We start from the raw sequence: 24660 nt of genomic DNA, 5'->3' as shown, positions 1-24660 counted from the left end.
GGCCGGGATTCTACCCCGGGGGCGTGGAGGCCACGTTGGTGAGCAGTGCCTGGATATCGCGCCGGGCCTTGTAGCGGCGCACCAGGTTCAGCGGTTTGCGCTTCAGGGGCCCCAGTTCACCACGATGGAATGCATCGACGGCGTCCAACATGCGCTCGGATGACCGGCCGTCACGCCAGGGGTGGATGGCGTCGGCGTGTTCACGCACGGCCCGCATCAGCGCTGCGGGCCGCGACAGCGCGGTGGTGATGGCCCCATCGATCTCGGCCGGATCCTGCACGTCGAGCATGAACGGTTTGGGCAGGCGATTGCGTACCGTCACCACCGGTTTGAGCTGCACGGCGAATTCGTGCAGCACCGACGATGTATCGCACAGCAATACGTCGGCCGCGCGCTGCATGTCCATCAACCGCCCGGATTCCTCGAAGCGGGCATGGGGTCCGGAAAGGCCGCGGTAGGCCTCGAAAAGTTCCGGAGGGCATTTCGGGTGAAGGGTAAGCAGCCAATAGCGGTCGCCGCGCGCCACCAGTTCCCGCAGCGTGTCCAGCACCAGCGGTGCGCAGCTCAGGCGATGACTGAAGGTCGAGGCGAACATCACTACCGGGCGGCCGTCGTGTGGATTCAGGTCCGTCGACGGGGCGGCCGGCCTGAACAGCGGGTCAAGCTTGGGCCAGCCGGTTTCACGTACGGCGAAATAGCCATGCTCGCGGGCGAGCTCTTCGAACGGGCCGGTGGTGGCGGGACCTTGCGTCAAATACAGATCGAAGAACCCCCGCAGTGCGAAATGACCGCGGCCGGGCTCGCGCTTTTCAGCGTTGAAGCCGTGGAATACCTGCACCTTGGTACCCGGCAGCCGTGGCGATATCCAGTTTGCGGCGCAATACACAGCTTCGGCGCCGCTGGCATGGACTTCAGGCCAGGTGGCAAGCCTGCGCTCGTCCGGGGCCAGTTGGGCGGCTACGCGATCGGTCACGATCCAGCCGACATCCTGCCCCCGCGCCTGGGCTGCAGCCGCCAGCGGCCGCAGGATCGGCAGGGCGTAGAGCTCGGTGGCGAACATCAGGCTGGTGGGCACGTTCGATCAGGTCCGGTCGCGGCGAAGCTGGCATTATGCGCGATGCCCATGGCCCGACCATCGCCCCGATGACCACCATCCCGCTGTCTGCCTGCATCATCACCTTCAACGAAGCCGACCGCATCGGGGCGTGCCTGGATTCGCTCGCCTTCTGCGACGACATCGTGGTGGTGGATTCCGGTTCCACCGACGGCACCGCCGACCTTGCCCGTACCCATGGCGCGCGCGTGATCGACCGCGCGTTTACCGGCTTCCGCTCGCAGAAGGATTTCGCCGTATCCCAGGCCCGGCACGAATGGGTGCTTTGCCTGGACGCCGACGAACGCGTCGATGCCACATTGCGCGAGGCGATCGAAGCGGCCCATGCGAACGGCTTCTCCGACACGGCAGGCTATCGCTTCGCCCGCTTGTCGGAATATTTCGGAAAATTCCTCCGCCACGGCAACGCCTATCCCGATCGCGTGCTGCGGCTGTTCGATCGCAGGCAGGGCGGATGGCGCGGAAAACGGGAGATCCACGAGGCTGTCAGCGTCGATGGCCATGTCGGCCGACTGGCCGGAAACCTCGAGCATCACCCTTATCGATCACTCGCTGAACAGCTGGGAAAACAGGAGCGTTACGCCCAGATGATGGCCGAACACTTGTTTGCAACGGGAAAACGCGCCAATGTAGGGCAGATCCTGTTCAGTCCCGCGTGGCGTTTCCTGAGGGGTTACGTTTTTCGCGCAGGATTCCTCGATGGCTGGCGCGGATTGCTATACGCGCTGGTGCGCATCGAATATGTACGCCGCAAATTCGTCAAGTTGTGGCTGCTGCAGCACGGATACCGGCCTTAGATTGGGGAAAGCCGGCTGAATGCATGCAAGGGCACCATGGATGGAAAACATGAAGGCTTAGTTTCCGGCCATGTGCCGGTTTCCGTTTTTACGGGCGGGCGAGGCATGAGCGATCCAACCATCAGCATCGTGGTGCTGACATATAACTGGGCTTCGGCCCTGTCGCTGGTGCTTGAGTCCCTGCGCCGACAAACCCGCATGCCTGACGAAATCATCGTGGCCGACGACGGCTCCAGTGACGAAACCGCCGGGCTCATCGCGTCGCTGGCGCCTGGATTGAGCATTCCTCTGCGCCATGTGTGGCAGGAAGACCTGGGGTTTCGTGCCGCGCGGGCCCGGAACCGCGGCATCGTGGCCGCCAAGGGCGACTACATTATTCTTGTTGACGGGGATATGGTGCTGCACCCGGATTTCATTGCCGACCACATGCGTTTCGCCCAGCCGGGTTTCTACCTGCAGGGCGGCCGTCTGTGCATGACGGCACGCGAGACAACACGCCTGCTTGCCGGTGGCAGTGCCCGCTACCACCCACTGGTGGATGGCGACTTCCGCCGCAGCAGCGGCTCACGGCGCCTCTACGCGCTGCGCCACCCCTGGCTTGCCGCCTTCAAGGCACGGGCACGCCGCGGAGGAAGGGTGATGAGCTGCAATATGAGTTTCTGGAAGGCCGATCTCCTGGCCGTCAACGGTTTCGACGAGCGCATGGAAGGCTATGGCAGCGAAGACCTCGAGCTCGCCGCCCGCCTGGATAACTTCGGCCGCCATCGCCGGCAGCTGAAATTCGCAGCCCTCGCCGTGCACCTGGACCACCCGTCCCGGGCGCCGGCCGATCCGAACGACATGTCCATGCCCAACAACCAGATCCTGGCGCAGACGCGGACTGAGGGCAGAATATGGGCATTGCGCGGCATAGACAGCCACATCGAGGAAGCCGCCGACGCCGTCATCCAGCTCGATGGCATGCGCGCGGAGAGATACGAACCGCTTCGCGCGTCGCTCGCCGTCGGCTAGGCGTTCACGCCTGCAAGGGCAGCGCGCAGGCGCTCTGCAAAGCCTGATTTGTTCTGCACGAACCAGGCGCGTGCAGCGTGGCCAAGCCGCGCGATCTCATCCTCTCCCATGGTCATCGCTTGCGTCACGCAGGTAGCCAACGCGGGTTTGTCGAAGTCGTACAGCGTGGCCAAACCATGGGTGTCGCCGGCACGGGCCGTGACCAACAAGCCGCGTTCGGGTGAGACCAGTTCGTTCATCGGAGGCGCGGCCACGGTAATCACCACGGCGCCCACGCTCATCGCCTCGGTGATGTAGTGGCCGTAACCCTCGGTGCGCGAGGTACACAGGTGGAACAGGTGGGCGTTCTGCAGATGCTGAAGCTCGGCCTCTTCGCGATAGCCGGCCAGCACGCGGATATTGGGCGCCCGCGGATCTCTCTCGCCCGGCTTGTTGCGCACGACGGTCAGCATGGGCCAGTGCGGGTTGGCGGCCCATTCGTGCATCAGGCGCAACGTGCCCTTCAGCGGGCTGGCGCCGGCCAGGTGGAAGAAGGCCCGTTCGCGTGGCACGGAAGGATCCAGGCGATCGCGACTGTCGAAACCGATGAAGCGCGTGGGTCGGCCGAAGGGAGCGAACAGGTCGATGGCGTGATGCGTCTTGGCCCATACCTGGTCCACCCATGGAAGGTGGCGCATGTCCTTGTTGTCGAACCACTCCGGGTGCGGCAGCACGATGTTCTTCCGCGCCATGCCCAGCTGCGCCGGCCATATGTGCTCGAACATGAGGTTCATATCGACTTGGCCGCCGCGCTGGCGCCGCTGCCAACGGGCCAGCAGGCGCGACCGCAGGCGATTGCCGCCCAGGCGCCAGCGTTCGTGTTCGGCCGCTTCCTCCAGCGACAGCACGCTTACCTCGCAGCCGAGTTCATCCAGCGCATGGCGCAAGGTGGCGATCTCGCCGGTCAGGCCGAAACCGTTGTCGCGGGCGACGATACGCACGGTGGTCATGGTTGTCCGGCCATCAGCGTGTCCAGGGCGTGCCGAAAGCGTTCGAGGAAGCCGCGGCGGTTGTCCTCGTACCATGCGCGCCCGGCCCTACCCAGGCACGTGGCTTGCTCGTCATCCATGGCAATGCAGCGCTCGATCGCCGCTTCCATCGCGTGGTCGTCGAAATCGAACAGTGTGGCGAGGTCCTGCGCGCCCACCGCATGGGCCGCCACCAGCACGCCGCGTCCGGCGGTGACCAGCTCGTTCATCGGTTCGGCGTCGGTTGTGATCACCACGTTGCCGGTGCTCACCGATTCCGCCAGATAGTGGCCGTAACCTTCGGTCTGCGAGGGGCAAAGATGGAACAGGATGTCGTTCTGCAGCGTCAGCAGTTCGTCCTGCGGCACGTAGTGGGTGAGCCAGGTGACGTTCGCCGGAACCACCTGCGGTTGTTCAAGTTTGCGGCGCCACACCAGGGTGAGCCTGGGCCATGTCGGATGCCGGCTCCACAGCGCAAGCAGGCGTTCGCTGCCCTTGTTGCCGCTGACACCCGGTGCATGCAGGAATTCCCGGCGGCGGTGCTGCTCGCCCACGCGGCGATGATCGGCGCCGAGGAAACCTACCCATTCGGTGTCGCAGCCCAGTTCACGGAACAGGCGTTCGGCATGGCGTGTCTTGGCCAGTACGCGGTCGATCCCAGGCAGCGCGCGGCGCGAAGCCTGGTTGAACCACTCCGGGTGAGGCAGCAGCACGTTGCAACGCGCCTGCCCGAGGTATTCCGGCCGCACTTGTTCGATCATCAGGTTAAGGTCAAAGCGGGCGTTGGCCTTTCCGCGCAACCATCCCCCGCCAAGTCGGGACAGGCGCACCCCCAGCCGGCGCAGGCGATGCGAGAGCCGGCCATGGTTACCCAGCCGCAGCACGACCACGCGGTAACCGAAGTTCTTGAGGATGCCTTCGAGCAGGCGCAGGTCGCGCGAAAGACCGGCGCCGTTGTCGCGTGCAATCAACTGCACCCGGCGCTTAAGAGAGCCCATGCAGGGCCTCGAGCAACCGGATGGCGAAATCGCGGCGGTTGTCTTCGAACCAGGTGCGGGCGGCCCGGCCCAGTCGCATGACCTCTGCCGGCTCCATCGCCAGGCAGCGCTCGATGGCCTGGCGCATGGCTTCGGGCTCGAAATCGTAAAGCGTGGCCAGGGCCTGCTTGCCGGCGGGGCGGGCCTCCACCAACACGCCGCGGTCGGATGTCACCAGTTCGTTCATCGGCTCAGCGTCCGTGGTGATGGTGACGGCGCCGGCACCCAGCGCTTCGGCGAGGTAGTGCCCATAGCCTTCGGTACGCGATGGGCAAAGATGGAAGCGCAGGGTGTTCTGCAGGCGCAGCAGTTCGTCGTCGGGCACGTACTCCCGGCGCCAGATGACATTGGCGGGCAGCGGGTCGATATCCACGCGTTTGCGCCGCCAGATAAGCGTGAGCATGGGCCAGTGGGGATTGGCCGCCCAAAGCTCCAGCAGCGCGTGGCTCCCCTTGTTGCCGCTGCGCCCCGGCGCATGAAGGAACCCAGCGCGCGGCGCCACCAGGCCCGGACGGTAACGATCCGGCGCCACGAAGCCCACATAGCGGGTGCGGCAGCCTAGTTCACCGAAGATCCGTTCGGCGTGGCGGGTCTTGGCAAGCACCAAAGAAAACTCCGGCAGGAAGGGTTTCCAGTCGTCGTTGAACCACTCGGGGTTGGGTACCAGCACTTCGTGGCGCGCACTGCCAAAGAATTCCGGGCGTACCCGTTCGAGCATCAGGTTGATGTCGAAGCGGGGGCGCAGTTTCAGCTTTCGCCGTACGTGTGCCTTCAGCATGCGCACTGCCGTGCCGGTGCGGCCACGGTGGCCGAGGGCCCGCACCGTCACCTCGCAGCCACCGGCCTGGAGTACGTCTGCGAGCACGGCAAGGTCACGCGTCAGCCCCGCGCCGTTGTCACGCGCGATCAGCTGGATCCTCAAGCGGTTTTTAGTCGACTGGACCATCGGGCGCCTGGCCCGTCAGTCGGGCACCTTGGTAAGCGCTGCATAGTACATGCCGTCGAGGTCGCCATCGCCGGGAAGAACTTGCCATCCCACGGTGGCTGGCCGCCCATCGGCGAGCGTCAGGGGCACGATGCGTGCATCGGGCGTGCTGCGCAGGAAATCACCGACCACGGCTTCGTTTTCAGCCCGCAACAGCGAACAGGTGGCGTAGACCAGGCGGCCGCCGGGAGACAGCAGCGGCCACAAGGCCGCCAGGATGCGCCTTTGCTGCAAACCGAGCGTGGCAATGTCCGAAGGGCGTCGATGCAGCCGTACATCGGGTCGGCGGCGGATCACCCCGGTTGCCGAACACGGTGCATCGATCAGGATGCGATCGAACGGTTTACCACCCCACCATAACAATGGGTCGCCGGCGTCGCCGTCAATCACCTGCGCTATCAGGCCCAACCGCGCCAGGTTCTGTTCGATCCGCGGTATGCGGTGGATGTCGTGCTCCAGGGCCACCAGCGTGACATCGGCGCGCTCGAGCACGTGGCAGGCTTTGCCACCGGGGGCTGCGCAGGCGTCGAGCACGCGCTGGCCATCGGCGAGATCCAGCACATCGGCGGCGATCTGCGCGGCGCCATCCTGCACGGCGAACTGGCCTTCATCGAAACCGGGAAGGCGGGTGACGTCGGTGCTGTGCGGCAGCACGATGGCGTCGGCGAGCCAGGGGTGGGCATGGGCCTCGTGGGCATCGCCCACCAGTGCCTGGATCACCGCCTCGCGCTGGGCGCGCCGCCGGTTCACCCGAAGCATCAGGGGCGGTTCGACGTTGGCGATGTCCAGTACCGAGGCAGCGGCTTCGGGCCAGTCTTCCTGGATCGCCTGAACCAGCCACGCCGGATGCGAGCTACGCGTGGAGGCATCTGCATCCAGGCGCGCCAGCAAGGCCACGCGTTCGCGCTGCCAACGCCGCAGTACGGCATTGACGAGGTTTGCGTGGCGCGGGCGATGCAGCGCCCGGGCCGCTTCCACCGTGGCCGCCACCGCGGCGTAAGGGGCCATCTCCAGCACTTCCAGTTGCACCAGGCCTACTACCAGCAGGGCATGGATCGTCGGTTCGTTCTGCCGCAACGGGCGTTCGAGCAGGGTGTCGAGGGCGGCATCGAAGCGGATCCACCAACGCGCACCTTCATTGAGCAGGGCCGTCAGCAGCGCGCGGTCGCGGCTGTCGGGCAGGGCCCGGGCGTGGCGATCGAGCGTTTCACGCAGCGATTTGCCGTGCAGGGCGACCTCGGTCAGCGCCAGCGCCGCCAAGGCGCGGGTGTCAGTCGGCGCGGGTGGCTTGCGCGCCATGGCTCAGGGCGCCCGCAGGTCGGAACGTGCGTTGAGGTAATCGGCCGCCGTGATGCGACGACCGCCGGCACGTTGCAGGCCGATGATGCGCAGCATGCCGTCGGCGCTGGCAAGGTCGATGCCCTGGCGCGACGTGCCGATCACGCTGCCTGGCCTGGCATCGCCGGTCCAGGGCATGGCTCGGGCGCCCCAGACGCGCACCCGTTCACCGGCGAGGTCGGCTTCGGCCACGGGCCACGGATCGAAGGCGCGGACCTTGCGTTCCAGGTCGATCGCCGGGAGCGTGAAGTCGAGCAGCGCTTCACCTTTGTCCAGCTTATGCGCGTAGGTAGCACCCTCGGTGGGCTGCGGCACGGGGGTGGGCGTTTCCCCTGCCATCACCCGCGCCAGCCCTTCGGCGAGCGCCTCGGCGCCCAGCATGGCAAGGCGGTCGTGCACGCTGCCACCGGTATCGTCGCGGGTGATCGGGGTGGTGCGGCGGACCAGGGTAGGGCCGGTATCCAGGCCTGCTTCCATCTGCATGAGGTCGACACCGGTTTCTTCATCGCCAGCCAGTACCGCGCGCTGGATAGGCGCTGCGCCGCGCCAGCGCGGCAGCAGCGAACCGTGCACGTTCCAGCAACCCAGGCGCGGGATCGCCAGCACCTTGCGCGACAGGATCAGCCCATAGGCCACCACCACCATCAGGTCGGGCCGGTAGGCAGCCAGCTGCGCGCGCACGGTGTCGTCTTTCAACGACTCTGGCTGCTCCACCGTGATGCCGGCTTCCAGTGCAGCCAGCTTCACCGGGCTGGGACTGAGCTTGCGCCCGCGTCCGGCAGGCCGGTCTGGTTGGGTGTAGACGGCCACGACCTGCGCGCCGCTGGCGCCGCACGCGGCAAGGCTGGGAACGGCGAAATCCGGGGTGCCGGCGAAAACGATCCGAAGCGGCTGGGCGGGCACCGTCAGCTCGCCTGGCGGCGCTGTTTCTCCAGGCGCTTGAGCAACAGGCTTCGCTTGAGCGGTGAGAGGTAATCGACAAAGACCTTGCCCAGCAGGTGGTCCATCTCGTGCTGGATGCATACGGCCAGCGGGCCTTCCGCTTCGACGATGAACTCAGCGCCGGTGACGTCCTGCGCACGCACCTTGACCCTCAACGCGCGGGTGACATCGGCATAGATACCCGGGAATGACAGGCAGCCTTCCTGATACACCTGCGCGCCGTCTTTCTCGAGGATCTCGGGGTTGATCAGGCACAGGCGCTCGTTGCGGTCGGCGCTCATGTCGGCCACCAGCACGCGCTTGTGCACGTTTACCTGGGTGGCAGCCAGGCCAACACCGTCAGATTCGTACATCGTCTGGTACATGTCCTGGACGAAGGTGGCCAGTTCCTCGTCGAACACGGTGACAGGTGCGGCAACGGTGCGCAGGCGCGGGTCGGGGTATTCGATGATGGTCAGGACGGACACGAGGGGCACCTGGGCACGTAGCAGCTACAGAAAAGGGCGGTGGAGCCGAAAAAATGCGGGCAGGTCGGCGAAATCCAAGCCGTGCCAGCGGGTAAAGTTGGGCCCATTGTAACGTTGTGGCCGCAAGATCTTCATCTTGCAGCGTTTAACCAATAAGCTACACTCGCGCTGGAACCGGGGAAGGGGGAAAACCCGTCATGATCAAGAAGCTCACCGTGCTGCTGGGCAGCATGTTTTTTACCGTGGCCGCTTATGCGGCGGCCGCGCAGCTGCGCGACGGGCATCCGGACACCTACACGGTGCGCCGGGGCGATACGTTGTGGGCCATCTCGGCGAAGTTCCTGCAGAAGCCCTGGCTCTGGCCGGAAATCTGGCAGGCCAACCCGCAGGTCCGCAATCCGCACCTGATCTACCCGGGCGACGTCCTGAACCTGTCGATGCTGGGCGGCAGGGCGCACCTGGGCCTTCAGCCGCGCGTTCGCGAGGACGACGAGGCGATCACGGCCATCCCGCTGAAAGACTTGAAGATTTTCCTCAAGGATATGCGGGTGATGGATTCCGATGCCATCAAGGACGCACCCTACGTAATGGCCTCGGAAGAAGGACGCCTGCGCGCCACGCCGGGGCAGAAGATCTACGTCCGCGGCGACCTGGTGGGTAGTCCCGGCCAACGTTTTGCCGTGGTTCGTCCCACGCACATCTTCCGCGGCTTCACCGACGACGGTGACGGCTCCATCGGTCCGATGGTCGGGGACGAGCTTGATGCCAGCGCGCAGATGCAGAGTACCCCGTGGCTCGAGGACACCCGCCACGACGGCCACACCGGTCGCGGCGATGAACTGGGTACGGAGGTCACCGTCATCGGTACCGCCGAGCTCCTGAAGGAAGGCGATCCGGCCTCGCTGCTGCTGGTCGACTCCACTCGGGAAGTCCGCCCGGGTGATCGCCTGCTGCCGGTCGACGACCATCCGTACGATCCTTACTACTATCCACATGCTCCCAAGTCGATGCCGGCCAACGCCAAAGTCATCGCTTTCACCAGCGACGCCATGGACGCCAGTGGCAGCAAGCAGGTGGTGGCGTTGTCGGTCGGGGCCAGCGATGGCGTGGACAACGGCACCACCTTCACCATCATGAGCAAGGGTGAAAAGGTGGCTGACGACGTCGCGCACGACAGCTTCACCCGCGGCAGTGGCCGCGATGTGCAGCTTCCCGATGAGTACGGCGGCCATGTAATGGTGTTCCGCACCTTCGACAAGGTCAGCTATGGACTGGTGATGGACGGGCTGCGGCCGGTCCACAAGGGCGACAACCTGGTGGCGCCGCAGTAACGCGAACCGCCAAGGCTGACACGACGGCGCGGCCCTGGCCGCGCCGTTTTTTTTCTAGACTCAAGCCGATGGCCAATCTCGACAATGATCGTGCCTGGGTGATGCTTTTGCGCACGCCGGGCCTCTCCGCTTCCCGTCTTCGCCAGTTGCTGGTGGATGCCGGGCGTAGTGCCACGTCGGCGCTTGACCGCCTGGCGCGGCGCCCGGAGGCTTATCGCCTGTCCGAGGCGGGTGTGGCGTGGCTTGCCGCCCCGGACGCGGCACGGATCGAGGCCGACCTTGCCTGGATGGCCGAGCCCGGAAACCGGCTGCTCCGTTGCACCGACGAAGATTTCCCGCCCCAGCTGGAGACCATCACTTCGGCCCCGGTCGCCCTGTGGGTGGCCGGCGATGCCTCGTTGCTGCTCAGGCCCCAGGTGGCGGTCATCGGTTCGCGCAGCGCAGGGCCCGTAGGGCTTGCCAATGCCCGAGCCTTTGCCCGCGACCTCACCAACGCGGGACTGGTGGTCACCAGCGGCCTGGCCGACGGGGTCGACGGCGCCGCCCACATGGCGGCCCTGGAAGCCGGTGGACCGACGGTTGCCGTCGTCGGCACCGGACCGGACCGCGTCTATCCCCGCAAGCACCTGGCGCTGGCACGGGCGATCGTGGAGCAGGGCGCCATGGTCACCGAATTTCCCCCCGGCACGTCGGCGCGTCCGGACCACTTCCCCCGGCGCAACCGGATCATTGCCGGGCTGTCGCTGGGTACCCTGGTGATCGAAGCCGGGGAAAAGTCCGGCTCCCTGATCACCGCCCGCTTCGCCGCCGAACAGGGTCGCGAGGTTTTTGCCCTGCCCGGATCCATCCACAATCCGCTGGCCGAGGGTTGCCACCAGCTGATCGCCGATGGCGCCCGGCTGGTGCAGCGGGCCGACGACGTGGTCCGGGTACTGGCCCCGGCGGCCGTTGAGCTGGGTCGGGAGCTGGCCGCCCGCCTGGGCGGCACCGAGGCCCCCGCACCCCGCGGCAAGTCCCCGCCGGGCTGGCGAGATGACCCCGATTACCGGCGCCTGCTCGATGCGATGGGCGATGATCCGGTGCCCCTGGACGACCTGGTCACGCGAACGTCACTGCCAGTGACATCTCTTGCCTCGATGCTGCTGATGCTTGAGCTGGAGGACGTCGTCGCCACCTTGCCCGGCAACCGCTACCAGCGCCTGCCATCACGATAAGGCTTGACACGTTCGGTAACTGTGTGCTTCCAACTAGACATATGTGCATGGGCATGCGCCCACGCGAATACGCTGCATCAGGATCGCAAGTCAATGGCCAAGAACCTCCTCATCGTCGAATCGCCCGCCAAGGCCAAGACGATCAACAAGTACCTCGGCAAGGATTTCCACGTCCTGGCCTCGTACGGCCATGTGCGCGACCTGCGGCCCAAAGAGGGTGCAGTCGATCCGGCCCGCGGCTTCGCCATGGCCTACGAGGTGATCGAGCGCAACGAGAAACACGTCGACGCCATCGCCAAGGCGGCGAAGGTTGCCGACGCCATCTACCTTGCGACCGACTTGGATCGCGAAGGCGAGGCGATCTCCTGGCACATCAGCGAGATCCTGCGAGAGCGCGGACTTTCCGAAGGCAAGGAAATGCATCGCGTGGTCTTCAGCGAGATTACCCCGCGTGCGATCAAGGAGGCCGTAGCCTCGCCACGCCGCCTCTCGCACGACCTGGTCGATGCGCAGCAGGCGCGCCGTGCGCTGGATTACCTCGTCGGCTTCAACCTGTCGCCGGTACTGTGGCGCAAGGTGCAGCGTGGCCTTTCCGCTGGCCGCGTGCAGTCGCCGGCGTTGCGCATGATCGTGGAGCGAGAGGAAGAGATCGAGGCTTTCAAGGCCCGCGAATACTGGTCGATCACCGCCGATCTCGCCCATGCAGAGGGCGGCTTCACCGCGCGGCTTACCCAGCTTCGCGGCAAGAAGTTCGAGCAGTTCGACCTTACCAACGAGGCCGATGCCACCGCTGCGCGCGAACACCTGGTGGACGCGGCCAAGGGCCGGCTCACTGTCAGCGAAGTCACCTCCCGCGAACGCAAGCGACGGCCGGCACCGCCGTTCACCACGTCTACCTTGCAGCAGGAAGCCGCGCGCAAACTTGGGTTCTCCACCAGCCGTACCATGCGCGTGGCCCAGGGGTTGTACGAAGGCGTATCACTGGGCGCCGAGGGCAATGTCGGCCTGATCACCTACATGCGTACCGACGCCACGGCGCTCTCCAACGATGCGCTCGTCGAGCTTCGCGAGTTGATCCAGCGCGACTACGGCGCCAAGGCGTTGCCGGACGAGCCGCAGGTTTACCGCAACAAATCCAAGAACGCGCAGGAAGCGCATGAAGCGGTGCGCCCCACCTCCGCCATGCTTACGCCGCGCAGCATCGCAAGTTTCCTGAGCGACGACCAGCGCAAGCTCTACGAGTTGATCTGGAAGCGCACCGTGGCTTGCCAGATGATCCACGCCACCATGAACACCGTGTCGGTGGAATTCGCGCTGCGCGACTCCAGCTTCCGCGCCACCGGTACCACCATCGTCGATCCTGGCTTCCTGGCCGTATACGAGGAAGGCCGCGACCAGAAAAACGAGGACGACGACGAACAACGCCGCCTGCCGCGCCTTGAGAAGGGCGACGTGGTGTCCCTTACCGACATCCTGGCCGACCAGCACTTCACCGAGCCGCCGCCGCGCTTCTCCGAGGCAAGCCTGGTCAAGACGCTGGAGGAATACGGCATCGGCCGGCCGTCCACCTACGCCAGCATTATCCAGACGCTGCTGGGCCGCGAGTACGTGCTGCTGGATAGCCGTCGCTTCAAGCCCACCGACGTCGGCCGCGCAGTCAGCAACTTCCTCTCCGGTCACTTCAAGCAGTATGTGGACTACGACTTCACCGCCAAGCTCGAAGACGAGCTCGACGCCGTCAGCCGCGGCGAGGAAGCCTGGGTGCCGCTGCTCGAGCGCTTCTGGCAGCCGTTCAAGGCGCTGGTAGACGACAAGACTGAAACCGTCGATCGCAACGAGGCTACCGGCGCGCGTGAACTGGGCGCCGATCCGAAATCCGGCAAGCCCGTATCGGTACGCCTGGGTCGGTACGGCGCCTACGCGCAGATCGGTAGCAAGGACGACGAGGACAAACCCACTTACGCCAGCCTGCGTCCGGGCCAGAGCATGCACACGATCTCCCTTCCCGAGGCGATCGAGTTGTTCAAGCTGCCGCGCAACCTGGGCCAGTCAGCCGCGGGCGAAGAGGTCACCGTCGGCATCGGCCGCTTCGGGCCGTTCGTGAAGCAGGGCAGCATCTACGCCTCGCTCAAGCCCGAAGACGACCCGTACACCATTGAACTGCCCCGCGCCGAGCAACTGGTGCAGGAGAAGCTCGAAGCCATCGCGAACCGCATTGCCAAGGATTTCGGCAACGGCATCCAGATCCTCAACGGCCGCTATGGCCAGTACATCAGCGATGGCGAGAAGAACGCCCGCATCCCCAAGGACAAGGAGCCGATGGAGCTCACCCTGGAGGAATGCATCGCGTTGCTGGCGGCCGCACCGGTGAAGAAGCCACGCGGAGGGAAGGCTGCGAAGAAGACGGCAACCAAGAAAGCGGCCACAAAAAAAGCGGCTACCAAAAAGGCTGCTGCAGATGGCGGCGCACCGGCGAAGAAAGCCGCGGTGAAGAAGGTGGCCAGCAAGGCGGCGAAGAAGACTGCAAAAAAGGCCACCAAGAAGGCCGTGAAGAAGGCCCCCGGTACTGCCACGAAGGCGGCAACCAAGAAAGCCGCGGTAAAGAAGGCCGCCTCCACCGAGGCTTAGGCCATGCGGCGCTTCGACCTTGCCACCGTCGACCAGGCCGGCCAACTGCTGCGCGAGGGCGGGGTGCTGGCTTACCCCACCGAGGCTGTGTTCGGCCTCGGCTGTGATCCACGAAACGAAGCGGCGTTCGCCCGGATCTTCGAACTGAAGCAGCGGCCCGCGGGCATGGGCGTGTTGCTGATCGCGTCGGATTTTTCCCAGGTCGAACCCTATATCGATCTCGAAGCCGTACCGCTGCCCGTGCTCGACCAGGCATGGGCCACATGGCCAGGACCGCACACCTGGGTGTTTCCCCGGGCGAAAACGGTTCCCGCCTGGATCGCAGGTACCCACCCTGGCATCGCCTTGCGTGTCACGGCGCATGAACCGGCGGCGGCACTGTGCCGCGCCTTCGGCGGCGCGCTGGTGTCCACCAGCGCCAACGTCCATGGGCAGCCGGCGGCACTGGGCACGAGCGAGCTGGAGCAAGCCTTCGACGTCGGCCTGGACGGCATCCTGGATGCTCCCCTGGGCGGCCTTGACCGTCCCACGCCGATCCGCGACGCGCTGACGGGCGCTATCATCCGCCCATGATCAGGACTGCGTACCGGAGAACCGCTTGTCGAGCGTGATTGACCTTGCCAGCGGTGATGCGTCGCGCCGCCTGCCCCTTGTTGTGGCCGACGATCCCCATCGCGTGCTCGCCTGGCTGGGCGGCAAGGCGATTTCCGCGGCTACTTTCGTTGCGCATGTGGCGATGGTCGCCACCTTGCTACCGGAGTCCGACAGCGCGGTGAACCTATGCGAGGATCGCTATGCCTTCCTTGTGGCCTTCTGTGCGCTGGCCGTGCGCGGCCAGGTCAACCTGCTGCCGCCCTCGCGCGCGCCGCGCGCCATCGATGAAGTGATGGCCACGCATGCAGGCTCTTACGCGATCGGGGATGCCGCACTCGATCCGTCGCCCCGGGGCTACGTACAGATGCCCGTCTTCGATCCGGACATTCGACCGGTCGATGCATGGCCGCACATTCGTGCCGATCAACTGGTAGCCATCGGTTACACATCCGGTTCCACAGGCACGCCCAAGGCCAACCCCAAGACCTGGGGTTCCTTCGCATGCAGTAACGCGGGGAATCATGCACTGCTTGAAGCTGATGTAGGCACGCCCTTCACCATCGTCGCCACGGTGCCGCCGCAGCACATGTACGGCATGGAGATGTCGGTGGTGATGCCTCTGCTGGGTAACGTGGCCGTGCACGCCGGTCGGCCGTTCTTCGCCGGCGACGTGGCCGCCGCGCTTGAAAGCGTGCCCGGCCCGCGTGTCCTGGTGACCACGCCCGTGCACCTTCGCGCCCTGGTCGAGGCCGATGTCGACCTTCCCGGCGTATCGGCATTCGTCTCCGCCACCGCGCCGATGCCACTGGAACTTGCCCGCGCCGCCGAGGCACGTTTCGGTGCGCCGCTCCACGAGGTGTTCGGTTCGACCGAAACCTGTGTGTTCGCCAGTCGGCGCACGTCGCAGGATGAAGATTGGAAACTCTACGCCGATGTGGTCCTGCACCCGCAGCCAGACGGCACGCTGGTGGATGCGCCGCAGTTGGACGCGCCGATAGCGCTGGCCGATCTGGTCACGCTGCACGATGGTGGCCGCCGTTTCCGTCTGTGCGGCCGCAATGCCGACGTGCTGGAGATCGCCGGCAAGCGCGCGTCGCTGGCCGACCTCACCCGTCGCCTTCTGGCCGTCAACGGCGTGCACGACGGCGTGGTGTTCCAGCTTGACGACGCCGACCCGATCGGTGTCCGGCGCATCGCCGCCCTGGCCGTGGCGCCGGGCATGGACGAGCACGCCATCTTCGATGAACTGCGCAAGTCGATGGACCCGGTGTTCCTGCCCAGGCCGCTGCGGCTCGTTGATGCGCTCCCGCGCAACGAGACCGGCAAGCTGCCTCGTGCGGTGTTGCTGGAAATGGTCCACCGGCACGGTTAGTTGCCCGGGATCGGCGGCCCTGACACGCGGTCGGCTACAATGCGCCCCTTTGCGTTGGCACGTCCCTGGGAGTGGTGCATGAAAGTCCTCGTCATCGGTAGCGGCGGTCGCGAGCATGCGCTGGCGTGGAAGCTTGCCCAGTCGCCGCGGGTCGAGGAAGTGATCGTCGCGCCAGGCAATGCCGGCACGGCGCGGGAAAAGCACCTGCGCAATGCGGCGGTCGCCGTGAACGACATCGATGGCCTGCTGGTCCTGGCCCGCGCCGAGGGCGTGGAGCTCACCATCGTTGGCCCCGAAGTGCCGCTGGTGGCGGGCCTCGTCGATGCGTTTGGCGCGGCGGGGCTGCGCTGTTTTGGTCCCTCGGCGAAGGCGGCGCAGCTTGAAGGTTCCAAGGCCTATGCCAAGGCCTTCCTGGAGCGGAACAGCATCCCTACGGCGCACTATGCCGTGCATACCGAGCTTGAGCCGGCCCTTGCCTACGTGCGTGGGAGGGGCGCGCCCATTGTGATCAAGGCCGACGGGCTGGCGGCGGGCAAGGGCGTGGTGGTGGCCATGACACTTGCCGAGGCTGAAGCGGCCCTGCATGACATGCTGGGCGAGAAGGTCTTTGGCGATGCGTCTTCGAGTGTGGTGATCGAGGAATTCCTCGAAGGCGAGGAAGCCAGTTTCATCGTCATGAGCGATGGCAGGCATGCCTTGCCGATGGCCAGCAGCCAGGACCACAAACGCCGCGACGATGGTGACGAAGGCCCCAACACTGGCGGCATGGGTGCCTATTCCCCTGCACCGGTGGTAACGCAAGCGGTGCAGGATCGCGTTATGCGCGAGGTGATCGAACCCACCTTGCGCGGGATGGAGGCCGATGGCGCCACCTTTGTCGGGTTCCTCTACGCTGGCTTGATGATCGACGCACAGGGCGCGCCGAAAGTGATCGAATTCAATGTGCGCTTCGGTGACCCGGAAACGCAGCCGATCATGCTGCGGTTGAAGTCGGATCTGGTGAACCTGGTCGACGCCGCGCTCGATGGCAAGCTGGATCAGGTCGTGGCCGACTGGGACGAGCGCCCGTCGATCGGCGTGGTACTGGCCGCGGACGGTTATCCCGGCCAGGTGCATTCAGGCGATGTGATCTCAGGTCACGACGCATCGTTCGGGCCGGATGTGAAAGTGTTCCATGCAGGAACCGGCATCGACGCACAGGGGCGGGTGATTACTGCCGGCGGGCGCGTACTGACCGTCTGCGCGCTGGGCGACACGCTGGCCCACGCCCGTGACACGGCCTATAGCGCCATCGACGGCATCGCCTTCCAGGGGCGGCAATTCCGCCAAGACATTGCCCATCGTGCTTTGAAGTAAGCTCTCCGGCGGGAACGCCACCGGATTACGCATGAGCCAGTTCAGCCTACTGGGCAGCCGCCGCTTCGCGCCGTTTTTCTGGACGCAGGCGCTGGGTGCCTTCAACGACAACGCCTTCCGTAACGCACTGGTCATGTTGGTGGTATTCCAGATGTCGCTGGGTAACGACATGGCGGCGCTGTACACCAACCTGGCACCGGCGTTGTTCATCCTGCCGTTCTTCTTGTTCTCCGCCACGGCGGGGCAGATCGCCGAGAAATACGAGAAGTCGCGGATCATCCGCTATGTAAAACTGTTCGAGATCGCAGCCATGGTTGTGGCGGCGATCGGCTTCCACACCCACCACGTTGCCCTGCTGCTGGTGGTGCTGTTCCTGATGGGCATGCACTCGACCATGTTCGGGCCGATCAAGTATTCGATCCTGCCCCAGGCGCTTAAGCCTGCGGAACTCGTCGGCGGCAACGGCCTGGTGGAGATGGGTACGCAGATGGCCATGCTGATCGGCATGATCATCGGCAATGCCCTGATGCTGATCGAAGGTTACGGCCCTACCGCGGCATCGGCGGCGACCATCGGCGTGGCAGTGGCCGGCTACCTGGCCAGCCGGTGGATTCCGCTTGCGCCGGCCGCCGCACCGGACCTGAAGGTGAATTTCAACACCTTCACCGAAACCGGCCGCGTGCTGCGTATCGCGCGGACCGACAAGGCTGTTTTCAACGCCATCCTTGGCATTTCCTGGTTCTGGTTCTTCGGCACCGTGATGATAGCGCAGCTGCCTGTGTACACGCGGGTGAACCTTGGTGGCGATGGGTCGGTGAACACGTTGGTGCTCACCCTGTTCTCGCTGGGCACGGGCATCGGTTCGCTGTTGTGCGAGAAGCTTTCCGGCAAGCGGGTGGAAGTGGGTCTGGTGCCGATGGGCGCCTTTGGACTTACGGCCTTCGGTATCGACCTGTATTTCTCGCGACCGGGCGTGTCGCCGGTTCCGGGCCTGGACTGGCACGGCTTCCTGCAGACCGCCGGTGCCTGGCATGTGGCGCTGGACCTCACCTTGATCGGCGTGTTCGCCGGCTTCTTCGTGGTGCCGCTGTTTGCCTTCGTGCAGTCACGCACACCGCGCGACCGGCTTTCGCGGGTGATCGCCGGCACCAACATCATCAACGCCATCTTCATCTGCGTGGCCTCGGGCTTCGGCCTCGGGCTAGGCATGCTTGGGCTTTCGGTGCCGCAGATATTCCTGGTCACGGCGGTGTTGAACGCGTTCGTGGCGATTTATATTTTCACCCTGGTCCCCGAGTTCATCATGCGCTTCATGACGTGGGCGGTGGTGCATGCGATGTACCGGGTGAAAGCGGAAGGCCTTGAGAACATCCCCGATGAAGGCCCGGTGCTCCTGGTATGCAACCACGTGAGCTTCCTTGACCCGCTGGTGATCATGGCCGGGGTGCGCCGTCCGGTGCGTTTCGTCATGTACTACAGGATCTTCAATATCCCGGGCCTGAGTTTCATCTTTCGTACGGCCAGGGCCATTCCCATCGCCGGCCGCAACGAAAACCTCGACTTGATGAACAAGGCGTTCGACACGGTCGACCAGGCCCTGGCCGATGGCGAAGTGGTATGTATTTTCCCGGAAGGCGCAATCACGCGCGACGGCGACATCGCGCCATTCCGCCCGGGTGTGGAAACGATCCTGGCCCGACGTCCGGTGCCGGTCGTGCCATTGGCATTGCGCGGCATGTGGGGAAGTTTCTTTAGCCGGCGCGATTCAGCGATGAAGCGCATGCGCTTGCCGCGACGCTTCATGTCGCGCATCGAGCTGGTCGCTGGGGTGCCCGAGAGAACCATGGTCGACGCACAACTCTTGCGGAGTTGCGTGAGTGCCCTACGTGGTAATTGCGCCTGAGGATTGGACCCTCACCAGACTCATCCCAACGCTGACATAAGCGTCAGGTTTCCCTGATTTCGCCATACATACTCCTACGACACCATGCGTCTTTCTTACAAGACGCATGGTGCATGTATGACACATATCAGAAAAACCGCGCTGTTTTTGGCGATAGCAGGTTGCGCAGGCGAGGTGATAGGGCATGAGCTTCGATTGGGTGGCGAAGTCATGTCAGTAGGTGTCCACGATCAGGTCGGCACCTTTCCGATCAATCAGCTGCAAGATATTTTCGATCAGGGTGTCGCTAGCGCCAGTCGCCGTCTCGTGGCAGGGGCGCTAGCTCCCCAAGCACTGAAGGGGGCCGATACAACGGTAGGGGTTGGCTGGGTTTGGGGTGCGGCATTGGCCGATCCAGCTATTGCCGCTCGCGTCAATCGGATGTTCGCCGACGGCCAACCAGTATTGGTGATACGCGCGGGAGAAACCCAGCGAATCGACGGTGCCATCCACAGCATCTTTGGCGCCGCGTCACCCGCAGAAGTAGCGGTCTACCAGGCCGGTGCGGGCGGAGGATTGCGTGTATATGCCATTGACGCCCCGTACCGGGCCACGGGAGACCTTTCGCTAGCCATGGGCCAACTCGTCGCGGACGTCGATCGTGCGATAACCCTGTCGCACGCAACTCCCAAAGCGAGTACCGACGACGGCGAGCCTGTGGCGCTTCCGCGGATCGAAGTGGTCGACACGGAGTACGCAGTGAGTATACCGGGGGCGTCGAGCACGCTGGCAGCCACCGTCGTGCGTGACTCAAGCCGGAGCAAGGATGTCCTGCGGATCAACACCCGCTCAAACTACAACCTCAAACCTGCCCATAACGGCATGTCGGGCGGCAGTCTCATCGTGCCCTATAAATATGAGATTGAAACAAAGGTCGTCCTGGATGGAACTGGCACGCCGGCCTTTGAGGCACGACTCAGCAGCCAGTATCCAGGCAGCGACCCCAGGACAGATATCGCCTTCTCCGAGTCCAACGAAACGAAAACATCCTACGGTTTCAATATCTCCAGCGAAATAAGCGGCGGGCTCCAGGGCGCTGTGCCCGAGGCATCGGCCAAGACAAGATATGGTTTTACTTTCGGGAAAGAATACACGGACACGAAGTCCGTGGCGTTCACCGTTCGCGACTATTTCGTGGCGTCCCGCGCCGAGAATCCAGGCTCCAATTTTTATAAAGCTGGATGGACGTTCGAACTTGCGCCACTCATCGCGTCCGATGCCAGATATTTTGGCAAGCCGGTTTCCGAGAAGCGTGTAACGCCGATGATGCGCAGTGCTTCGCCGGAGGGTTTCGCCAGTTGGGAAATCGACGGCCGGTACGCAGGCAATATTATCCTGCAAGCGAGTGCGAAGATAACCAATGCGTCCTTCAATGGCTCTGCGGTAGATAAAAATCTGCCAGATCCCAGGCCCCAGGCAACCGTTGGCCTGATGGTGCGCGCGGATTCGCCATACCTTACTCGCATTACCACCGTCTTCCTGCAGGCACAGAAAGGCGATGGTCTATGCCTGTGGCGTGATCGTCAGGAGGCGATCATGCGGACATGTCCGGCAACATCACATCCGTCATGGGAGGACGCCAAAGACGCCCAATGGCAACTTGACGAGGAAGGGCGCTATTTCAACCGGGGAAGCGGCATGTGTCTGACCATGCTTCCCGACGCAAACGCGCCGATAAGCGGTAGCCATGTTGTGCTTGACACCTGCAGTCTGAGAAATTCGCAGCGATGGGAATGGCGTGCCGATCGCCTTTATACGCTCTACGATGGCGCATCGCAGGACTGGCGGCTGCATCTTGACGATGGCAACGTGCCCCGGGTGCGGATCGACGACTCCTCGCGTTACCAGGCTCTTCCGACCAATCCGAACCACAGCTTGTTGATTCCCTGGTCGACCTATCCGTCGGCTCCCACCAAGGGAACGATCATCCCTTCATTTGCCGCCGTCCAGCCTCCCATCCCCGAAGATTGGCTTCGGTTCAATGCAGTGACCTCGGACCAGGTGTGGAGGATGGTCGTGCTGCGCCAGGGCCTGGCCCGCTAAGCTGCCCAGCCGGCCAGCACCAATACGGCGATCAACGCCAGCCATACGGCCAGCACTCGATGTGTCACTCGCTTGGCGTCGCGCAATTCCTCAAGCGTATCGCTGACATCCTGGGCATCACCGTCGCCGGCCTGGATGTCGGCGTCTACGCCGGCATGGGCCACGGCGCCCAGGAACGAGGGATCGAGCTGGCCGCGGGCATGTTCGGCCGATGCATGCCAGCGGCGCCAGGCACCGATCACGGCGTCGAAGTCCGACACCAGCGCCATGGCGAATACCATCAGGTGGGCCGGTAGCCAGTCGAGGGCCTCGGCGAAGCGGCGTGCGGCGGCACGCGTGCGCGCGTCGATATCGATGAGTCCGTCGAAACTGAGCGCCTGCGCCAGCCGGTAAAGCACCGCGCCGGCAGGCCCAAGCAGCACGAACCAGAACAGCACGCCAAAGCGGCGGCGCAGGGCCGCGAAGAAGGTCGCTTCCACCACGGGACCTGCTGACCAGGCGACGGGCTCGCCATTGGTGGAAAGGCGCGAGATGGCGGCATCGCGTTCGCGCGGGTCCGCCGTCTGCAAGGCCGCGTCAATGTCACGGTCAAGGTCACCGGGCCCGAGGGCAAAACATAGTGACGCTACGGCCAGCAGTAGCCACAGTACGTCGAGGAATCGCGTGGTGGCCAGTAACCCGGCCAGGATCGCCACGGCCATCGTCGGGGCCAGCAGCACGATGGCCACGCGGCCGGCGCCGGAGCTGTCGGAAAGCTTTTCGGCCCAGGCACGGAACCACCGCTCGTCACGCCACCGCGCCAGTTGCGGCAACAGGTGGCAGAGCAACAGGGCGATCAGGATGGCGAAGAGGCGTAAGGCCATGGCGTGTCGTCGGGCTTAGTGTTGGCCCATTGTGCCAGTCAGCGCGTGCCGGCCGCGACCATGGCGCCGAGGTCGTAGCCGCGGTCGGCCAGCCAGTGTTCGAGCAGGCGATAGGACACCGATACCGAAGGCGACACCAGCAGGCTGCCGTCAGCGATGCCCTGGCGGATGTCCTCCGGCGTGAACCAGCGGGCTTCTTCCAGTTCCTGGTCACGGTAGCGGATGTCGCGCGAACGCGCGAAGGCGGTGAAGCCCACCATCAGTGATGCCGGCATCGGCCAGGGCTGGGAGGAGTGGTAATGCACGTCCAGCACCTCCACTCCCGCCTCTTCGGCTACTTCGCGACGCACCGCGTCTTCGAGTGATTCACCCGGCTCGATGAAGCCGGCCAGGGTGGAGAACCGTCCTGGCGGCCAGGTGCGCTGGCGCCCTAGCAGGCAGGCGCCCTCGTGCTCCACGATCACGATGATCGCGGCATCGGTGCGCGGAAAATGCAGGCGGCCGCAGGCTTCGTTGGTGCAACGCACACGATGGCCCGAGGCCACCAGCACCCCCGGCGCGCCGCAGTAGGCGCAGTGGCGGGTCTCGTTTTGCCAATGGGCCAGACCTTTCGCATAGGCGAAGAGGCCGGCGTCGAAGGGATTGAAGCTCAGACCGGCACGCCGCAAGTCCACGGATGTGGTTTCAGCATGGTCGGCGAGCATCTTCATCAGTTCGGCGTCGGCCACCAGCATGAAATAGGCCCGGCCATCGGCCACACCCAGCAACGTCGGCGTCAATTGCGCCAGGTGCTGGTGCCGCATGGTGTTGTCCAGCCACAGCGGCGCGTCGCCGTTGGCAACTTTCAGCGTTTCGCCCGACGGCCCCACCACGATGAAGCGGGTGCCGGATTCAGTCAGCCTTGCCGCCACCCAGGCCGGGTCGTCGCGATGTTCGGACACGCGGTCAAGGATGGTTCCGGCGAATGTGTTGGCCTGCCCCTCGCGCCCCCGCGCCGCTGCCTGCATCGATGCCGGGCTCAGGTAGAGAACGAGGAACCGCAGCCGCAGGTGCTGCGGGCGTTCGGGTTGCGGATGACGAACTGCGAACCGCTGAACGATTCGGCGTAGTCGATCTCGGCACCGGTGAGGTACTGCAACGACAACGGATCGACCACCAGGGTGACGCCGTCACGGTCGATCGAGAGGTCGTCCTCGGCCTTTTCCTCGTCGAAGGTGAAGCCGTACTGGAAGCCCGAGCAGCCGCCGCCGCTGATGTATACGCGCAGCTTCAGGCCGGGGTTTCCTTCCTCGACGATCAGCTCGTGTACTTTCTTCGCGGCCGCCTCGGTGAATACCAGAGGAGCTTCGGCGGCGCGGTAGTCGGGGGCGAGGGTTTCCATGCCTTCCATGATGGCGGCGAAACCGCGCAGGTCAAGCCTCCTGGGGCTCTTCCTCGGGAGCCGCCAGCTGGCGCTGCGGACCGCCGACGCCGGCATGGCTCATCTTGCCGTTCACCTGGGCACCGGCGGCCATCTCCAGCACGCTGTAGTGGACGTTGCCCTCCACGCGCGCCTGCGGGGCCAGTTCCAGCCGTTCCCCGGCATGGATATCGCCCTTGACCACGCCGTTGATCACCGCATGCGGGACCCGGATCTCACCGGTCACGCGACCGTGCTCGCTCAGGGTGAAGACGGCCTGGCTGTCAGGCTCCGCCTGGATCGAGCCATCGATACTGCCGTCCAGATGCAACGCCCCGCTGAAGCGGACATTGCCGGTGATGGCCGTACCACTGGCAATGAGGCTGGTTTCCGGCGCGCGCTGTGACGGCGCGGCGCCCTTGGTGGGCTTGCTATGGTTGAACATGGTTGTCCCCCGAAGTCTGGCTGGCGTCGGCCCAGGCGACGGTGCGGGTTGCCGCGTCGCTGCCGTCGGCATCCACGCCGATGCGAAGGCGCGTCGGGCGGAAATCGGCGGGTAGGGCCAGGGTGGTGTGTAACTGCTGGAAATAGCGGAAGGAGAAGTCCAGGCCTCCCGCCTGGACAGCTCCACCGAGGTCTTTGGCGTCGAGCACGACGAGTTTTTCACCGCGCAGGCCTTCCACGGCAAGGGTGATGTGGCCTTTGGTGTCCGCGCCGCGGCGTGCATTCTGGGTAAGGGTTACGGTGAGGTTCCATGCGTGGCTGCCCGCAATTGGCGAAACACGGGCATCCTGCACGGTAAGTTCTTGCCGTTGGTCGCCGCCGCCGACCAGCCGCGAATAGAAACCAAGGTCGTTGCGCAGGCCGTTGAGCTGCTCTTCGCGCTCGGCGAGGGTGTGCTTGAGCTCGTTCGCCGCCACCGCCCCCACCTGGTTGTCACGGGTGAGGTTGGCCACCTGCTGCCGGAGCGTCTCGTTGTCCGCTGCCAGTTGCTTTGCTGCGCCATGGTCGCCGACGACCCCCGGGACGGCCCCTGAGTGCCCAGCCAGCCAGCCGATCACCAGGCCGGCCACCAGGCAGCCTGCCAGCCCGGCGGCCACGACCGCCCGGCGGCGGCGCTCGGCTCGAGCGTCGACCGTCTGCACCACAAATCGCGGTGTCGGGCTGGAGGCCATGGGTGGGGATTGCCGCAAAAGCCGAGGTATACCCGGCTTTCGCGC

22 protein-coding genes are annotated in these 24660 nt (G+C 65.0%); 10 read left to right on the top strand and 12 right to left on the bottom strand.

Translation table 11 applies throughout. The features are described from left to right. Positions 1-10: 10 nt before the first annotated feature. Positions 11-1060: a CDP-glycerol glycerophosphotransferase family protein gene (locus VGM61_RS11855; protein WP_331523100.1), complete on the bottom strand. Its 1050-nt coding sequence runs from the start codon at positions 1058-1060 to the stop codon at positions 11-13. Between the two features lie 50 nt (positions 1061-1110). Here VGM61_RS11855 and VGM61_RS11850 point away from each other — a divergent pair, with 50 nt between their 5' ends. Beyond that, positions 1111-1911, top strand: coding sequence for a glycosyltransferase family 2 protein (locus VGM61_RS11850; protein ID WP_331523027.1), 801 nt, complete (start codon positions 1111-1113; stop codon positions 1909-1911). A gap of 105 nt (positions 1912-2016) precedes the next feature. Beyond that, positions 2017-2922: a glycosyltransferase family 2 protein gene (locus VGM61_RS11845; RefSeq protein ID WP_331523026.1), complete on the top strand. Its 906-nt coding sequence runs from the start codon at positions 2017-2019 to the stop codon at positions 2920-2922. Here the strand turns inward: VGM61_RS11845 and VGM61_RS11840 are convergent. From VGM61_RS11840 to def, 6 genes are read right to left on the bottom strand one after another with little or no spacing between them, the layout of a single operon-like run. Continuing rightward, on the bottom strand, positions 2919-3911 hold the full coding sequence (locus VGM61_RS11840) for a glycosyltransferase (protein WP_331523025.1): 993 nt from the start codon (positions 3909-3911) through the stop codon (positions 2919-2921). The genes VGM61_RS11845 and VGM61_RS11840 overlap by 4 nt on opposite strands. Continuing rightward, positions 3908-4927, bottom strand: a complete 1020-nt coding sequence (locus tag VGM61_RS11835; RefSeq protein WP_331523023.1) for a glycosyltransferase — start codon at positions 4925-4927, stop codon at positions 3908-3910. The genes VGM61_RS11840 and VGM61_RS11835 overlap by 4 nt, the downstream gene beginning before the upstream one ends. Next, a complete protein-coding gene (locus VGM61_RS11830; protein WP_331523022.1) occupies positions 4914-5888 on the bottom strand; it encodes a glycosyltransferase in 975 nt (324 codons plus the stop codon). Before VGM61_RS11830 ends, VGM61_RS11835 begins: the two co-directional genes overlap by 14 nt. A 39-nt stretch (positions 5889-5927) precedes the next feature. Next, positions 5928-7250: a 16S rRNA (cytosine(967)-C(5))-methyltransferase RsmB gene (gene rsmB / locus VGM61_RS11825; RefSeq protein ID WP_331523021.1), complete on the bottom strand. Its 1323-nt coding sequence runs from the start codon at positions 7248-7250 to the stop codon at positions 5928-5930. A gap of 3 nt (positions 7251-7253) precedes the next feature. Then, positions 7254-8192 (bottom strand): methionyl-tRNA formyltransferase, encoded by a 939-nt coding sequence (gene fmt, locus VGM61_RS11820; RefSeq protein WP_331523020.1) that lies wholly within the window; start codon positions 8190-8192, stop codon positions 7254-7256. Between the two features lie 2 nt (positions 8193-8194). Continuing rightward, positions 8195-8698: a peptide deformylase gene (gene def, locus VGM61_RS11815; protein WP_331523019.1), complete on the bottom strand. Its 504-nt coding sequence runs from the start codon at positions 8696-8698 to the stop codon at positions 8195-8197. 197 nt (positions 8699-8895) lie between these two features. Between def and VGM61_RS11810 the strand changes: the two genes are divergently transcribed. The 8 genes from VGM61_RS11810 (at position 8896) to VGM61_RS11775 (ending at position 21178) form a co-directional block, all read left to right on the top strand. Next, positions 8896-10029, top strand: a complete 1134-nt coding sequence (locus VGM61_RS11810) for a LysM domain-containing protein (RefSeq protein ID WP_331523018.1) — start codon at positions 8896-8898, stop codon at positions 10027-10029. 68 nt (positions 10030-10097) lie between these two features. Further along, positions 10098-11243 (top strand): DNA-processing protein DprA, encoded by a 1146-nt coding sequence (gene dprA, locus VGM61_RS11805; RefSeq protein WP_331523017.1) that lies wholly within the window; start codon positions 10098-10100, stop codon positions 11241-11243. 93 nt (positions 11244-11336) lie between these two features. After that, the gene (locus VGM61_RS11800; protein WP_331523016.1) at positions 11337-13871 is read left to right on the top strand and encodes a DNA topoisomerase I; all 2535 of its coding nucleotides are present in this window, start codon (positions 11337-11339) and stop codon (positions 13869-13871) included. A 3-nt stretch (positions 13872-13874) separates the two neighbouring features. After that, on the top strand, positions 13875-14444 hold the full coding sequence (locus tag VGM61_RS11795) for an L-threonylcarbamoyladenylate synthase (protein WP_331523015.1): 570 nt from the start codon (positions 13875-13877) through the stop codon (positions 14442-14444). 25 nt (positions 14445-14469) lie between these two features. Next, positions 14470-15837, top strand: a complete 1368-nt coding sequence (locus tag VGM61_RS11790) for an AMP-binding protein (RefSeq protein WP_331523014.1) — start codon at positions 14470-14472, stop codon at positions 15835-15837. Positions 15838-15915: 78 nt separating this feature from the next. Beyond that, complete coding sequence (gene purD, locus VGM61_RS11785) at positions 15916-17193, top strand: phosphoribosylamine--glycine ligase (protein WP_331523012.1); 1278 nt, start codon at positions 15916-15918, stop codon at positions 17191-17193. A 31-nt stretch (positions 17194-17224) separates the two neighbouring features. Further along, a complete protein-coding gene (locus VGM61_RS11780) occupies positions 17225-19096 on the top strand; it encodes an MFS transporter (RefSeq protein WP_331523011.1) in 1872 nt (623 codons plus the stop codon). Positions 19097-19213: 117 nt separating this feature from the next. Then, positions 19214-21178, top strand: a complete 1965-nt coding sequence (locus VGM61_RS11775; RefSeq protein WP_331523010.1) for an RICIN domain-containing protein — start codon at positions 19214-19216, stop codon at positions 21176-21178. Here the strand turns inward: VGM61_RS11775 and VGM61_RS11770 are convergent. The 5 genes from VGM61_RS11770 to VGM61_RS11750 are packed head-to-tail and all read right to left on the bottom strand — an operon-like array spanning position 21175 to position 24615. Then, positions 21175-22041: a beta-lactamase induction protein gene (locus VGM61_RS11770; protein ID WP_331523009.1), complete on the bottom strand. Its 867-nt coding sequence runs from the start codon at positions 22039-22041 to the stop codon at positions 21175-21177. The two genes, VGM61_RS11775 and VGM61_RS11770, sit on opposite strands and share 4 nt — an antisense overlap. Before the next feature lie 38 nt (positions 22042-22079). Then, positions 22080-23048, bottom strand: coding sequence for an NAD(+) diphosphatase (gene nudC / locus VGM61_RS11765; protein ID WP_331523008.1), 969 nt, complete (start codon positions 23046-23048; stop codon positions 22080-22082). Between the two features lie 11 nt (positions 23049-23059). Continuing rightward, positions 23060-23422: an iron-sulfur cluster insertion protein ErpA gene (gene erpA, locus VGM61_RS11760; RefSeq protein ID WP_331523007.1), complete on the bottom strand. Its 363-nt coding sequence runs from the start codon at positions 23420-23422 to the stop codon at positions 23060-23062. A gap of 31 nt (positions 23423-23453) precedes the next feature. Further along, positions 23454-23885 (bottom strand): polymer-forming cytoskeletal protein, encoded by a 432-nt coding sequence (locus tag VGM61_RS11755; RefSeq protein ID WP_331523006.1) that lies wholly within the window; start codon positions 23883-23885, stop codon positions 23454-23456. Further along, positions 23872-24615 carry a DUF6776 family protein gene (locus VGM61_RS11750; RefSeq protein WP_331523005.1) on the bottom strand — a complete coding sequence of 248 codons (744 nt, stop codon included), beginning with the start codon at positions 24613-24615 and terminating at the stop codon, positions 23872-23874. Before VGM61_RS11750 ends, VGM61_RS11755 begins: the two co-directional genes overlap by 14 nt. Positions 24616-24660 lie beyond the last annotated feature (45 nt).

The organism is Pinirhizobacter sp., assembly GCF_036499745.1.
Lineage (GTDB): Bacteria > Pseudomonadota > Gammaproteobacteria > Xanthomonadales > Rhodanobacteraceae > Pinirhizobacter.
The sequence above is the reverse complement of the archived record's forward strand: the minus strand, read 5'-3'. Positions and strand labels throughout refer to the sequence as shown.